The organism is Legionella worsleiensis, from assembly GCF_001467535.1.
Taxonomy (GTDB): domain Bacteria; phylum Pseudomonadota; class Gammaproteobacteria; order Legionellales; family Legionellaceae; genus Legionella; species Legionella worsleiensis.
The window spans coordinates 38,407-52,233 of the sequence record NZ_LNZC01000011.1; the positions used below are offsets into that span (position 1 = coordinate 38,407).

Here is a 13,827-nt window from a genome sequence, read left to right on the forward strand (position 1 = left end):
AGGAGAAGTCCTGATGCAGGACTTCTCCTGCACCAGTTAATTGCTTTTACCTGTCTTTTATATCAATCTTATTTCCCTATAAACGGAAGGATTTTTTTAACGAACTAGAACGTACTCGGCACCGAACTTCCTTTCAATACTTGGAGTAATGAATAACTTCCTGTATTGAATTTAGGTTACTTAGTCGCAGCTTTGGGTTTGAGTACAATTTCCATAAGAATCACATTGTTGGGTTGATTGGCAATTGTAGTCCCCGTCGTCATCCGAGTTATTAATAATATAGGCTGGGGCATCATAGCCTGGTGCGACATAAACTGGAGCAACCCAGCCATTGCCTGGTCGATAATTTCCCACTCCTATGTCATTATTGTGGTAATAGTAATCAGGGTGGTTGAATCCGCCAACACCGACATTAGGATGAAATCCACCACCAAAACGATCGCCAAAGCTCATCATGGATGCAAGTAAACCTATGGTAAATAATAAGACTCTGGAAACAGGGTATCTGCATTTGGATGAATTCATAATCTTCTCCTTAAAGAGGACTCACTCCATTTACTACCATCAACTGTCTCAAAGTATAGCTCTTTTATGAAACAAAATGTTTTTTAATGATAAAAAAATAGTTCATCATGTTCTTGGTTTGATGAACGAGTTTTCAGCGTTTCAACACAAAGTCATTCTAAACAATAACAAACCTGGTGGTTTGGAACTATTAGAAAAACGATAAAAATTTAACCAGTTTTTTTACTTTTCTGGAGAATAATTTGGGGGTGTAGAATTGGCTTGCTACCCGTTTGCTGAGTTCACTTAGGGTGGGATAAGCAACTATAGTATCTGTAAAGGTTCTCAATGTTTTCCCTTCTCTGATGGCAATAACCCAGGGAAGTAATAATTCTCCGGCTTGTTGCCCTACTATAGTTACACCCAGAATATGCCCTTTGGGTGTTACGATAACTTTGATAAATCCTTTAGTTTGTTGCATGGTCTGAGCTCTGTCGTTGCATGAGTAGTCTGCTTTCAATACTTCGTAGTTTATGCCCAGAGCAGAGCACACGGATTCGCTTTTACCAGCATAAGCTAATTCGGGAGTGGTATAGGTTACCCATGGGATGGCGTTATCCTTGATCTTGACCGGAAGTTTAAAGGCAATATTTTGCAGTACTATGCCCGCATGATAGTTAGCAATGTGCGTGAATTGGAACATTCCTGTTACATCACCTATGGCAAATATTTTTTTATTACTGGTTCTAAGCCTTTTGTCGACCAATATTCCTTTAGGATTAAATTGTATTCCCGCACATTCACAGTTCAACTGCTCAATATTTGGCTTTCTGCCGGTTGCTACAAGCAGATGAGTCCCTGAGATAACGAGTGCATCCGTATTTTTGTTGCATTGAATGCTTATTTGATTCGGTTCATTGCAATCAATACGCAAAATATCTGTTTGTTCGTAAAAAGTAACCCCGAGTTGCATCAGCGACAGGCGTACTTGATCCACTGCGTCAGGATCGTCATGATTTAAAATGCGATCTCTTTCTATCAGGGTAACTTGTGAACCCAGCATGGCAAAGGCCTGGGCTAATTCACAACCAATTGGCCCACCGCCTATTATTAATAATTGTTTGGGTAAATGGTCTAAATTAAAAACAGTCTCATTGGTAAGGTAATGAACAGTATGCAGGCCTGGTAAAGGGGGGATGGCTGCTGACGAACCCGTAGCAATAACAAAGCGTTTTGCTTTGATTTCGGTAGAACCTGCTTTTACAGTTTGGCCATCAATGAAGGAGGCATTAGCATGAATGACTTTAACCCCCATTCCTTCAAATCGTTGGCTTGAATCATGAACCGCTATTGTGGCAATAACCTGTTTTACATGGCGCATTACCTGAGCAAAATCGACAGGTTTTTGCGGTGTACTGATTCCCAGAACGTCATTATGATAAGTGTGCCAATGTGCTTTTGCAGCGGCTAAAAGAGACTTTGAGGGCACACATCCATAATTTAAGCAGTCTCCGCCCATTTCTCCTTGCTCAATTAAAACAACTTTGAGACCCAACTGTGCAGCCCCTGCTGCTAAACTTAAGCCTCCTGCTCCTGCACCGATAATTGCCAAATCACAGTTAATTTTTTTGTTCATGAGAGCCTTTAAATTTTTTATAGAATACAGGCATTAGCGACAGAAACGCCAAAGCCAGAAGAGGCAGGAATAATTCTGGAGAAAAAATAACCGCTAAATCGGGTGGCTGCCCCTGCTCAAAAAGATGATTCAGACTGTTTCCGACCGAAGCATAAATCATCGATCCTGGAATTATTCCCAAAAATGTTGCCAGGATAAATGTTCGGGCTTTTACGCCAAGTAATGCGGGTACAATGTTTACCGCCCAGAATGGAAATATGGGCATCAAGCGTAAGACAAGTAAATAGGAGAACGCATTATGGTGAAATCCATGGCGCATTTTAGTGACCCATCCGGAAGTCCTTTGCGCAACCCAGTCACTAAACGCATATTTCACTATTGAAAATATGAGTATGGAACCCAGAGTTGCACTGAGGACTACAAAAAATGTTCCCCAGAATATGCCAAATAAAAGTCCGCCAGTTAAGGTCAGGATCAATGCTCCCGGAAAGGAAGCGGCAACACAAACAATATAAGTTATCATAAACAGAGCTACCGCAAGAGGGTAGTGATTATGAGTCCATAAAATGAGCTGTTGATGATGCAGATGCAGGGATGAAAAGGTTAAATACTGATTGACTTTGAAAAAATAGAGAAGAAAAAAAATCAGTAATGCAAGCAATACAGGCCAAATTTTTCTTAAGACACTCAAGGTCATTAGTTAGTTCTCCCTGATAATGAATCATGATGACTCGTGATTGCTCGTTGAATAAACAGGCAGATCATACCCAACGATAATGAAGATTTTAAGCGACAAGATCAATTGATTTCTCGCTAGCTCTTAAAATTTTATTGCAAAGAGGTTAGACTATGTGCCATTTTGCATGGGGAAGAGTAGTTTTGGATTCTAAAATACCGCAGCACATTGCCATAGTGATGGATGGCAACGGTCGGTGGGCTGAAAATCGAGGTTTAGCTCGTATAGAAGGGCATAAAGCAGGAGTTGAGACTGTTAAGGCCATGATCCGTTCCTGTCTCGAAAAAAAAATTGCCTGTCTTAGTTTGTTCGCATTCAGTTCTGAAAATTGGTCCAGGCCCAGTGCTGAAGTCAATTTCCTTATGGAATTATTTGTTGAGGCATTAAGAAAAGAACTGCCCGAATTAAATCATCATAAAATCCGTATTCGCTTCACTGGAAATCGAAATCCTTTGTCTGTTGTTTTGCAAAAAGAAATGGAGGAAGCCGAATTCTTAACCAGAAACAATGATCAATTAATTTTGAATGTGGTGGTTAATTACGGTGGAAAATGGGATATAGTTACGGCGGCTAAAAAAATGTATGAGGCTGTCAATCAGGGAAAAATAACTCTGGATAGTCTTAGTGAATCTGATTTTGCTCAATTTCTGGATACGGATGGGTTGCCAGAACCTGATCTTTTTATTCGTACCAGTGGCGAGCTACGAATTAGTAATTTTTTTCTTTGGCAGTTAGCTTATACCGAGCTTTATTTCACCGAAGTGCATTGGCCTGATTTTGATAATAAAGAGTTTGAGTTGGCTTTGGCTTCGTTTGGCAAGCGCAAGAGGCGGTTTGGCCAGATAGAGACAGTTTAATTAAGGGTATCCCTATGTTTATGCAACGTTTAATCACATCATTAATACTCGTACCCTTGGTTCTGATGACCCTTTTTTATGCGCCCGCATGGGCTTTATTGGGGGTGATTTTGCTGGTTTATATTGCGGCATGGAACGAAAGCATGCGACTGATTCCGATAAATCAGCTGGTTTTCCAGTTAGGCTATCTGGCACTCATGCTGTTGGCTTTGTGGTTTTGTGGTTATGTGTTTTCCTATTGGTTGACTATTGGTCTGGTATTTTGGTTGTTTAACTGCATTGCAATACTAGGATTTCCTCATTCTCAACGCTATTGGGGATATGCTGTTGTTGTCGGATGCGTTCTTTTAGTTCTTTTGCCGCTGTTTATCCAAAGCCTGATTCATGTCTATGAGCTGCCTCAAGGAAAGGGACTGGTTGTGTATTTGCTTTTTTTAATCTGGGCTTCTGATGTTGGTGCTTATCTGGCTGGAAAACAATGGGGAAAACACAAATTAATTCCTCAGGTTAGTCCCGGTAAATCCTGGGAAGGTCTGGCCGGTGGTTATTTACTTTCTTTGCTTGTGGCCGGGGCTGGTTTTTATTATTTTGTTCCCTATTCTTTTGCTGTCTGGTTTGGCTTGGCACTATTTACGGTGACCATTTCTGTTTTTGGTGATTTATTCATCAGTATTTTAAAAAGGCGTTGTCACTTAAAAGATACCGGAGCCCTTATTCCAGGACATGGGGGTATTTTGGATCGTCTGGATAGTTTGATTGCAGCCTTGCCCGTGTTTTACTTTGGTTTGACTTTTATTCCTTTGGGAATTTAGTTTTCGGATTTGAGCACTTTTGGGATAGCGCCATGCTTTTAACTCTGTTGTATTTTTTACTGGCTTTATTGCTACTGGTTACCGTACATGAGTACGGTCATTTTCAGGTGGCTCGGTGGTGTGGAGTCAAAGTATTACGATTTTCATTTGGTTTTGGAAAGGTACTTGCCAAATGGCAGGATAAAAAAGGGACTGAGTACGCTTGGTCGCTGTTTCCGCTAGGCGGTTATGTCAAAATGCTTGATGAAACTGAGGGCGAAGTTGCGGAGCAAGACAAGCCTTACGCATTTAACAACAAATCGGTTTGGGTGCGAATTGCGATTGTTCTGGCAGGTCCTTTGTTTAACTTTATTTTTGCTTTTGTCGCATTATGGTTGGTTTTGGTTATAGGGATGCATTCATTGGCACCTATGATTGAATCGGTGAAACCGGGCAGTCTTGCTGCTCAGGCGGGCTTGGGTCCTAAACAGGAAATCATAGCGCTTAATGATAAAGCGATAAACAGTTGGCGAGATTTTCAATACGCCATGATGCCGCTCATTGGTTCACATGACACAGTTAAAATTACAGTAAAGTCAGAAGTGGATGGTCGTCAAAGTCAGATTCGCTTGCCTTTGACTGACTGGAAGTTGGATGACAAAGCTCCAGATGCATTAGACAGTCTTGGCATAGAGCCCTTTATACCGACCATTCCCCCAGTAGTTGGCGAAGTTGTACCTGATTCTCCGGCAGCAAAAGCTGGATTAATGGTTGGTGATTACATTATCAGTGTTGACGGCAAGCCGTTAAAAGATTGGATCTTTTTGGTAGACTATGTCAAAGAACGACCTGATACCCGGTTAATAGTGCAAGTAAAAAGAAACAATGCAGAGCAGCGCATTGATATCCTTACCGGAAGTCAAAAAAATAAAGACAAAACAGAGGGATTTATTGGCGTTCGATCGCAAAAAGTAGATTGGCCGGAACATTGGCTTCGTCTGGAAAGGGAAGGGCCAATTTCTGCTTTGGGTACGGCATTTAATCAAACCATAGAGCTGACTGGAACCACATTTATCTTGATGGGACGCTTGGTTACTGGCCGTTTGGCATTAAACAGCATCAGTGGTCCAGTGGGTATTGCTCAGGGTGCTGGAAATTCAGGACGAAGCGGTTTGACATCGTATTTATTTTTTCTTGCTTTGGTCAGTATTAGTTTGGGTGCTTTAAATTTACTACCCGTACCCATGCTCGATGGCGGCCATTTATTGTATTATGCCTTGGAAATTGTCAGACGTAAGCCTCTTTCTGATCAAGTGAAGACTGCCGGAGCTTATTTGGGGCTGATTTTATTGGTGGCTTTAATGTGTGTTGCACTAACTAATGATATATCACGATTAACGGGGTAGGATTTTTTATTCTTTTCATGTGGTTTTAATGCATATTTTAGTAGGATGTTGGGGATCGCGGGTTCCGGAAGAGGTTTAATAAAAACAGGGTAATAGAGTGAAGAAACTTGACAGTAGTTTCTACTTCCTATAAAACGGTTTCAATTTTTGGCGTGACTGAACTGTCTTTTATTTTCAGAAGATCGCGTAGTACTGGACGTAAAAAAATAATGAAAAAAGTCGGTAATAAAATAATTCTAGGTGTTTGTTGTTCTACTCTTTTGGCATGGTCTGCGCAAACCTTGGCTGCTGATGGCTTTGTGGTTTGTGGTATCAAGGTTACCGGGCTGCAAAGAGTCTCTACCGGAACCGTATTAAATTACATTCCTGTGCAGGTTGGCGAAGAAATTGATGCCAGCTCAACCGGCCAGATTATTCGTACTTTATACGATACTGGTTTTTTTCAGTCCGTTTCATTGGAGCGCCAAGGTAATATTCTAATTGTTAACGTGGTTGAACGGGCAACTATAGGCAGCATCACCGTCGTTGGCAATAAAGATATCCCTAGCGATAAAATGAAAGCATTTCTTAAAGAAATGGGTTTGGTTAAAGGCCGAGTATTTCAAAAATCATCTTTAGAGCGCCTGGAAAAGGAGCTCAAACAAGCCTACACTGCTCGAGGTAAGTATAATTCGCGCATTGATGCCAAAATTTCCTCTTTAACAGACAATAGGGTCGCCATTACTATTACCGTTTCCGAGGGACGGGTTTCTCGAATCAAAGAAATAAAAATAATCGGTAACCATGATTTTACAACCAACGAATTGTTACCCGAGTTTGCTCTATCAACAAGTAATGTGTTCACTTACTTTACCAAAAAAGACCAGTATTCCAAGGCAGCCATGGATGCCTCACTGGAGGCGCTGCGCTCATTTTATCTCGATAGAGGTTATTTGAAATTTAATATCGTTTCGTCACAGGTTCTTTTATCCCCTGACAGAAAAGATGTGTATATCAACGTTCACATAGAAGAGGGCCCACAATATCGCTTTGCCGGCTATTCAGTTGTTGGACGAACGATATTACCAAAAGAAAAAATCGACCCGCTGGTTCAGGTAAAAAAAGGAGAGGTATTTTCTCGTAAAAAAGTCACCGAATCCATTTCGGCTATCGGTTTGGCTTTAGGTGATGTGGGTTATGGTTTCCCGGCGATAAGTGCTGAGCCACGTATTGATGAAAAAGATAAATCAGTATTTATTACCTTTGTTGTGGAACCTGGCCGTCATGTTTATGTGCGAAGAATTAATTTCCATGGCAACACTAAAACAGCTGATTATGTTTTGCGGAATATCATTCGCCAAAATGAGGGCGGACTTTTATCCTTACACAATATCAAAGAATCAGAGAGACAACTACGATTATTGGGGTATCTAAAAAATATAGACGTCAAAACCAATCCTGTTCAGGGCACTAATAACCAGGTTGACCTTGATGTCCAGGTCGAAGAAGCGCCTTCTGCTGAAGCAACGGCATCTATAGGGTATGGAACAAACGGATATCAATTTAACACCTCTGTAAAACAGCATAACTTCATGGGTACTGGTCGCTCTATGGGGGCATCTTTTAATGCCAGTCAATGGGGACAGGATTATTCATTTAATTACTATAATCCCTTCTATACCGATACCGGCGTTGGTCGTGGTGGAAGTCTTTATTATTCGCGAATAGATCCTAAAAATCTTAATGTCAGTACCTACAGCTCCAATCGATTTGGTGGCGATATTAATTACAATTTCCCACTAGGAGAAGCAAGCAGCTTTCAGTTGGGTTACGGTTATCAGGATATAGACATCCGGTCTGTTGGTTTTGTAATTCCCATTAAGAATTTCGTTAATTTATACGGAACTCATTTCCAGGAAATTCGTTTGACTTCTGGATGGAGCAGAAACAGTTATGATCAAATGCCCTATCCAAATAGTGGTATCAATCAGCAGGCAATTGCATTCGTTGCATTGCCAGCAACATCACAATCTTTAAGTTACTACAAGACGTCTTACCAGGCTCATGTGTATTATCCTTTATATAGAGGCTGGATTTTATCAGTTTTAGGTAATGTGGGTTATGGAAATACATTTAGTTACAATGGGTTGCCATTCTTTGAAAACTATTATGCGGGGGGTATTGCACAGCCTGGTCAGGTTCGTGGTTACGACAGTTACTCTTTAGGTCCTCAGGATAATGTGGGCAATGCTATGGGTGCCAACTTTCTGCTGAATGCGACTGCTGGTCTTATTTTACCTTATCCATTAAGTCGAGATAACATAAGAACTACCATTTTTGCCGATACCGGTAATGTGTTTTCCTATGGAACTCCGGTTGCTTTACGCGGAACCCCTGCAGGCCCAATGCGTTATTCTGCCGGTGTGTCTTTAGAGTGGCGTTCTCCTTTTGGCCCATTGGCATTTAGCGTTGCCAAAGCTCTAAATCCACAACCACTGGATCAAACACAGTACTTCCAATTTGCGCTTTCTTCAGGATTTTAGAAGGCAAATTGACGCATTATTCAAAAGAGGGGGTTGTTGAAAAGTACGGTTGTGTATATCGCAACCCTTTTCGAATTATGCTAGCATCATTATCTTTAAATCAGGAGAGAATTATGAATCGTTTTACTACGGCGTTAGTCGCATTGTTTTTCAGTTTGGTTGGCACAAGCGTTTTTGCTGATTGGGCCAAGATAGGTGTTGTTGATTTGCAAAAGATTATGCAGACCTCCAGTCAAATGAAAGAGATACAGGCGAAATTGGAAAAAGAATTTAAGCCACGTCGTGATGAACTGATGAAAGCTGAAGCCAGTTTGAAAAGTGATATGGAGCGTTTCAAGCGTGACAGTGCCATTATGAGTGCGTCACAAAAGAAAGATTTGGAAAAGAAAATTGTAACAGCACAACAACAGTTTGAGCGCAATGGCCAACAGTACCAGCAAGAGTTGAGCACTGCACATAACGAAGCAATGGAAGGTTTGTACACCAAAGTGCGTGCTGCAATTACTAAAATTGCGAAAGATGAAAAATACGATATTATCGTCCAGAAAGATGCAACTCCTTTCAGTTCTGATTCATTGGATGTAACTGATAAAGTTGTTAAAGCAATAAACTGATTTGGCGGATGAGTTGCTGACTCTTGCGCAATTAGCTGACCTACTGGATGGCGTTTGGCATGGAAATGCCAATTACGCCATCTCGGGCGTGTCTTCTCTGGTGCGAGCTACCGCCAAAGATATTGCCTGTTTTGCAAATCCCCTATTACGTAATACACTCACGCAGACAGCGGCAGGTGCCGTAATTCTTAGCGCCGAGCACCTCGATTGGTGCCCTGTGAATTCTATAGTAGTTTCTGACCCCTTGGCTTCTATGACCAAGGCAGCTTCGTTGTTTTCTTCTCCTGATTCCTTGAATCGAGGAATCCATAAGACTGCTCAGATTCATCATTCCGTTCAAATGGGTGACGATGTGTGTATAGGTGCATATGCGGTTATAGGCGAAAATGTCCAGATAGAAGATGGTTCTGTTCTTGGTGATAACACCATCGTTGAGTCAGGAGTATCTATAGGCAAACAGAGCAGGATAGGTTGTGGTGTAGTCATTCATACAGGATGTCACTTGGGTAGAAGGGTACGCATTAACTCAGGAAGTGTTATTGGAGCTTCACCCTTTAACTATTCGAAACAGCACGGTGTCTGGCAGCAAGGGCCTGATTTGGGAGCTGTAGTGTTATCTGATGACGTACACCTCGGTGCAAATACCGTAATTGATAGAGGAACTTTGGGGGATACCTATCTTGCTGATGGCGTCTGCGTGGACAACCTGGTGCATATTGCTCATGATGTGTACGTTGGTGCTCATACCGCAATTGCCGGTTGTGCGGCTATTGGTGCTTTTACGCAAATAGGCTCTGATTGCATTATTGGGGGAGCAAGTACTATTGCTGCTTCCATTAAATTGACCGATGATGTGGTTATTACCGGTATGTCTACAGTCATTAAATCGATAACCAAGTCGGGCATTTATTCCTCAGGGACTTTGGTTCACGAACATAATCGTTGGCGCAAAAATGCAGCTCGATTCAAGCGCTTGGATGATTATATAGATAAATTAAGTGCGTTAGAAAAAAAAGTCAGGGGCGATGGTTCGTTTTCATAAGCAGTAGCAAATACCTTCTGCATTTTCTAAATTTTGCCTGTTTCAGCAAATCAACCGGCTATTTTTTGAATTTTATAATTGATTAGAGCCGTGTAAAACAAGATAATGAGGGTTCTTTTAAAGAGTTCAGTGATGAAATGATTCAACGGGAAGCAGTGTATGAGTGAATATATTGATATAAACCAGATAATAAGTTTGTTGCCGCACCGTTATCCATTTATTTTGGTTGACCGAGTTCTGGATTACAAAAGTATGGATTATTTGACGGCCATTAAAAACGTCACCATTAATGAAAACTTTTTTACTGGTCATTTCCCGGGAAATCCGATTATGCCAGGGGTTCTAATGCTCGAAGCATTAGCTCAGGCGTGTGCCATTTTATCCAATCTTTCCAGAAAACCGAAAGAGGGATATGAGTTTTTGCATTTTTTTGCAGGAATTGATAATGCTCGCTTTAAACAGGTGGTCACACCAGGTGATCAGTTAAGATTGGAAGTTAAATTAATTGGGCAAAAAAGAGATTTTTGGCGTATGCATGGTGAAGCTTATGTAGGTGATAAATTAGCTTGTTCTGCAGACTTGTTAAGCGCAGCGAAGGAAATTTTAAAGTGATAGATGAAAGAGCAATGATTCATCCATCTGCAAAATTGGCAAAGGGTGTGAGTGTAGGCCCTGGGTCGATTATTGGAGCAGATGTTGAGATTGGTGAAAATACCTGGATAGGCCCGCATGTGGTCATTGAGGGGCCAACGACTATTGGTAAAAATAATAAAATTTTTCAATTTGCCTCAGTAGGTGATGAGCCCCAGGACATTACTTACAAAGGCGAACCCACACGTTTGGAAATAGGGGATAACAACGTCATTCGTGAATACTGCATGATCAGCAGAGGCACGGTCAAAGGTGGTGGCGTTACCCGAATTGGCAATAATAATTTTTTGATGGCTTATTCTCACATTGGCCATGACTGCATGGTAGGAAACCAGATCATCATGGTGAATTACGCCGCTTTATCAGGACATGTGATAGTTAATGATTATGCAATCATTGGCCCTTATGCTGCGGTTCATCAGTTTTGTCATGTAGGAGCCTATGCATTTATTGCCAGGGCAACCTATGTGACAAAAGACGTTTTGCCTTACGTGATGATTGCCGGACATGAAACTTCTGCTTGTGGAATTAATACGGTAGGATTACGTCGGCGTGGTTTTTCCTCTTTCGCAATTGACAGTTTAAGACGTGCGTACAAAACTATTTTTCGCAAAGGCTTAACGGTGCAACAAGCCGTGGCTGAGCTTGAACTGATGCAAAGTGAATGTCCTGAAGTGATTCCTATGATTGATGCATTGAATCAATCAACTCGTGGTATAGTGAGATAGACGATGATCGCTCCTTATTTGGCTGTTGCTTTTGGCGGAGCACTGGGAGCTGTGTCACGCTATGCAACGGTACTTATGGCGCAGAGCATGTGGGGATTGCGATTTCCCTATGGTACACTCATCGTTAATACCCTGGGTTCTTTTCTGGCCGGTTTTTTTCTGACTTTATTGGTCGGACGATTTAGTGCTGAAGAGTATTGGCGCTTATTTTTCTTTACTGGTTTTTTAGGTGCATTTACCACCTTTTCAAGTTTTGCTGCAGAATCACTGTTTTTGTATGAACAAGGGCTTTGGTTAAAATTACTGATTAATGTATTGGTCAATAATATTGGCGCATTGATGATGGTGCTCGCAGGAACCTGTATTGCTCGTTTTTTGCTGACAGGATACCTTGATCCAACTTAATACTTAGAGTGTTTAAATATGTTAGATAATCAATTACTTCGTGAAGATCCTCAGGCCGTTGCTACTGCGCTTTTGAAACGTGGTTTTAAATTTGATGCGGCAGCATTTGCACAATTGGAAGAGCAACGAAAGGCATTACAAGTCAGTACGCAATCGTTACAAAACGAACGCAATATGCGCTCAAAAGCTATAGGTGCGGCAAAATCTCGTGGTGAGGATATAGAGCCTATGCGAGAAGAAGTCAATTTATTAGGTGTACGGCTTGAACAACAAAAAGCAGAATTAGATGCCGTGTTACAACAAATCGAGTCCATTGCGGCATCGTTGCCTAACATTCCGCACGCATCGGTTCCGGTAGGCAAGGACGAACAGGATAATCAAGAAGTGAGGCGGTGGGGCGTCATCCCCGAGTTTGATTTTCAGGTCAAACCGCATGATGAGCTGGGTGATGCGCTAGGACAAATGGATTTTGCCCTGGCCGCCAAAATTACAGGCAGTCGTTTTGTTGTCATGAAACAGCATATAGCCAGACTGCATCGTGCGTTAATTCAGTTTATGCTGGATACGCATACCCAACACCATGGTTATGAAGAGATCAATGTTCCTTATATTGTGAATTCTGACAGCTTGTTTGGGACTGGGCAATTACCCAAGTTTGAGGAAGATTTATTTAAACTGACAGGCGATAGCGGTTATTATTTAACGTCTACCGCTGAAATTCCTGTAACCAATACCGTAAGGGATACCATTTTGGCTATGGAATCCTTGCCCGTGCGCTATGCCTGCCATTCCCCCTGTTTTAGAAGCGAGGCGGGTTCCTATGGAAAAGACACTAAAGGTATGATTCGCCAACATCAATTTGAAAAAGTAGAACTGGTTTGGGTAACCAAACCAGAAGATTCATATGATGCTTTGGAGCAGTTAACGCATCATGCTGAGGTAATATTACAACGTCTGGAGTTACCCTACAGAGTCCTTACTTTGTGTACCGGTGATATGGGTGCAGGTTCAGCAAAGACCTATGATCTGGAAGTTTGGATACCCAGCCAAAACACCTACAGAGAAATTTCTTCTTGCTCTAATATGGAAGCGTTTCAAGCACGTCGTATGAAAGCCCGCTACCGAAATCCAGAGACTAATGAAATTGAGTTGGTTCATACTCTGAATGGTTCAGGATTAGCGGTGGGCAGAACTTTAGTTGCAATTATGGAAAATTATCAGAATAAAGACGGAAGTATTCGCATACCTGAGGTATTAAGACCCTATATGGGTGGCCTGGAAGTTATTACCCGTTAGTCACTAACGGGTAGTTTCCCTGCTTTTGTTTACAACCAGAATAAACGTACCCAAAGGTATAGAACGGTCATTCCGATAACCGGAATAATAACAAATCCAAGAAACAGGTGTATCTGAGTTTTATTTTCAACAGATGAGTGATAATACTGCAACAATTTTTTGAAAACGGACATAAAATTCAGCCTTTTGTAAATGGATTTTTCCCGTCCTTAATTTCCCGGGAGTTTTTTGCTCACTTAATATCGTTCTTCTTTCCCGTTTGATAAGAATCATTACAGGATTTTAATTTATACTACCATAGCTCAGAAGCAAGTCTATTAAAATATTGGATTGAACAATAGGGGGAATTTGTTGCATACTTCATCCCTGATTTTTTTGATACACATGACGTCATGAATAAATTAACTCACATTACCTGTCCTATTTGCGACAAAAAAAATACCTGGCATGCGGAAAATGCCTTTAGACCGTTTTGCTCCGATCGGTGCAAATTAATTGATTTGGGCGAGTGGGCTAGTGAAAGCCGTAAAATTCCCGGGGAGCCAGTAGACCCCTATGATCTGAATGGCAAAAATGATGAGCAGGATCCCTTGTTCTGAACGTTCCTTTTTAAGTAATTTAAAATTGAGGCATAGACTC

Annotated in this window: 15 protein-coding genes; 12 read left to right on the forward strand and 3 right to left on the reverse strand. The window is 41.4% G+C overall.

The window, feature by feature from the left end; genetic code table 11:
- Positions 1-180: 180 nt before the first annotated feature.
- Complete coding sequence (locus Lwor_RS05425) at positions 181-525, reverse strand: hypothetical protein (protein ID WP_058492889.1); 345 nt, start codon at positions 523-525, stop codon at positions 181-183.
- A 76-nt stretch (positions 526-601) separates the two neighbouring features.
- Here Lwor_RS05425 and Lwor_RS14200 point away from each other — a divergent pair, with 76 nt between their 5' ends.
- Positions 602-730, forward strand: coding sequence for a hypothetical protein (locus Lwor_RS14200; RefSeq protein ID WP_274519225.1), 129 nt, complete (start codon positions 602-604; stop codon positions 728-730).
- On the opposite strand, the gene Lwor_RS05430 is transcribed toward Lwor_RS14200, so the two are convergent.
- Together Lwor_RS05430 and Lwor_RS14075 are read right to left on the reverse strand one after the other, a co-directional pair.
- Positions 716-2,140, reverse strand: a complete 1,425-nt coding sequence (locus Lwor_RS05430; RefSeq protein ID WP_058492890.1) for a dihydrolipoyl dehydrogenase family protein — start codon at positions 2,138-2,140, stop codon at positions 716-718. The genes Lwor_RS14200 and Lwor_RS05430 overlap by 15 nt on opposite strands.
- On the reverse strand, positions 2,124-2,837 hold the full coding sequence (locus Lwor_RS14075) for a TVP38/TMEM64 family protein (RefSeq protein ID WP_065235840.1): 714 nt from the start codon (positions 2,835-2,837) through the stop codon (positions 2,124-2,126). Before Lwor_RS14075 ends, Lwor_RS05430 begins: the two co-directional genes overlap by 17 nt.
- A 182-nt stretch (positions 2,838-3,019) precedes the next feature.
- On the opposite strand from Lwor_RS14075, the gene Lwor_RS05440 reads away from it, so the two are divergent.
- The 11 genes from Lwor_RS05440 to yacG all read left to right on the forward strand — a co-directional run bounded on the left by Lwor_RS05440 (position 3,020) and on the right by yacG (position 13,787).
- Positions 3,020-3,733, forward strand: a complete 714-nt coding sequence (locus Lwor_RS05440) for an isoprenyl transferase (RefSeq protein ID WP_058492962.1) — start codon at positions 3,020-3,022, stop codon at positions 3,731-3,733.
- 14 nt (positions 3,734-3,747) lie between these two features.
- Positions 3,748-4,545: a phosphatidate cytidylyltransferase gene (locus Lwor_RS05445; protein ID WP_058492891.1), complete on the forward strand. Its 798-nt coding sequence runs from the start codon at positions 3,748-3,750 to the stop codon at positions 4,543-4,545.
- A 32-nt stretch (positions 4,546-4,577) separates the two neighbouring features.
- Positions 4,578-5,930, forward strand: coding sequence for an RIP metalloprotease RseP (rseP, locus tag Lwor_RS05450; protein WP_058492892.1), 1,353 nt, complete (start codon positions 4,578-4,580; stop codon positions 5,928-5,930).
- Positions 5,931-6,139: 209 nt separating this feature from the next.
- The gene (gene bamA, locus Lwor_RS05455; protein WP_058492893.1) at positions 6,140-8,452 is read left to right on the forward strand and encodes an outer membrane protein assembly factor BamA; all 2,313 of its coding nucleotides are present in this window, start codon (positions 6,140-6,142) and stop codon (positions 8,450-8,452) included.
- Positions 8,453-8,565: 113 nt separating this feature from the next.
- Complete coding sequence (locus Lwor_RS05460) at positions 8,566-9,066, forward strand: OmpH/Skp family outer membrane protein (RefSeq protein ID WP_058492894.1); 501 nt, start codon at positions 8,566-8,568, stop codon at positions 9,064-9,066.
- Position 9,067: 1 nt separating this feature from the next.
- Positions 9,068-10,108: a UDP-3-O-(3-hydroxymyristoyl)glucosamine N-acyltransferase gene (lpxD, locus tag Lwor_RS05465; RefSeq protein WP_238584624.1), complete on the forward strand. Its 1,041-nt coding sequence runs from the start codon at positions 9,068-9,070 to the stop codon at positions 10,106-10,108.
- Positions 10,109-10,267: 159 nt separating this feature from the next.
- Complete coding sequence (fabZ, locus tag Lwor_RS05470; protein ID WP_058492895.1) at positions 10,268-10,720, forward strand: 3-hydroxyacyl-ACP dehydratase FabZ; 453 nt, start codon at positions 10,268-10,270, stop codon at positions 10,718-10,720.
- A complete protein-coding gene (lpxA, locus tag Lwor_RS05475; RefSeq protein ID WP_058492896.1) occupies positions 10,717-11,487 on the forward strand; it encodes an acyl-ACP--UDP-N-acetylglucosamine O-acyltransferase in 771 nt (256 codons plus the stop codon). Before fabZ ends, lpxA begins: the two co-directional genes overlap by 4 nt.
- 3 nt (positions 11,488-11,490) lie before the next feature.
- Positions 11,491-11,892: a fluoride efflux transporter CrcB gene (gene crcB / locus Lwor_RS05480; RefSeq protein ID WP_058492897.1), complete on the forward strand. Its 402-nt coding sequence runs from the start codon at positions 11,491-11,493 to the stop codon at positions 11,890-11,892.
- Positions 11,893-11,910: 18 nt separating this feature from the next.
- Positions 11,911-13,188 (forward strand): serine--tRNA ligase, encoded by a 1,278-nt coding sequence (gene serS, locus Lwor_RS05485; protein WP_058492898.1) that lies wholly within the window; start codon positions 11,911-11,913, stop codon positions 13,186-13,188.
- Between the two features lie 392 nt (positions 13,189-13,580).
- Positions 13,581-13,787, forward strand: coding sequence for a DNA gyrase inhibitor YacG (gene yacG / locus Lwor_RS05490; protein WP_058492899.1), 207 nt, complete (start codon positions 13,581-13,583; stop codon positions 13,785-13,787).
- Positions 13,788-13,827: the final 40 nt, after the last annotated feature.

Bases quoted from the DNA above. Each gene is read 5' to 3' on its own strand.
- Lwor_RS05425 (WP_058492889.1), bottom strand. From the start codon at position 525: ATGAATTCATCCAAATGCAGATACCCTGTTTCCAGAGTCTTATTATTT.
- Lwor_RS14200 (WP_274519225.1), top strand. From the start codon at position 602: ATGTTTTTTAATGATAAAAAAATAGTTCATCATGTTCTTGGTTTGATG.
- Lwor_RS05430 (WP_058492890.1), bottom strand. From the start codon at position 2,140: ATGAACAAAAAAATTAACTGTGATTTGGCAATTATCGGTGCAGGAGCA.
- Lwor_RS14075 (WP_065235840.1), bottom strand. From the start codon at position 2,837: ATGACCTTGAGTGTCTTAAGAAAAATTTGGCCTGTATTGCTTGCATTA.
- Lwor_RS05445 (WP_058492891.1), top strand. From the start codon at position 3,748: ATGTTTATGCAACGTTTAATCACATCATTAATACTCGTACCCTTGGTT.
- rseP (WP_058492892.1), top strand. From the start codon at position 4,578: ATGCTTTTAACTCTGTTGTATTTTTTACTGGCTTTATTGCTACTGGTT.
- bamA (WP_058492893.1), top strand. From the start codon at position 6,140: ATGAAAAAAGTCGGTAATAAAATAATTCTAGGTGTTTGTTGTTCTACT.
- Lwor_RS05460 (WP_058492894.1), top strand. From the start codon at position 8,566: ATGAATCGTTTTACTACGGCGTTAGTCGCATTGTTTTTCAGTTTGGTT.
- fabZ (WP_058492895.1), top strand. From the start codon at position 10,268: ATGAGTGAATATATTGATATAAACCAGATAATAAGTTTGTTGCCGCAC.
- crcB (WP_058492897.1), top strand. From the start codon at position 11,491: ATGATCGCTCCTTATTTGGCTGTTGCTTTTGGCGGAGCACTGGGAGCT.
- serS (WP_058492898.1), top strand. From the start codon at position 11,911: ATGTTAGATAATCAATTACTTCGTGAAGATCCTCAGGCCGTTGCTACT.
- yacG (WP_058492899.1), top strand. From the start codon at position 13,581: ATGAATAAATTAACTCACATTACCTGTCCTATTTGCGACAAAAAAAAT.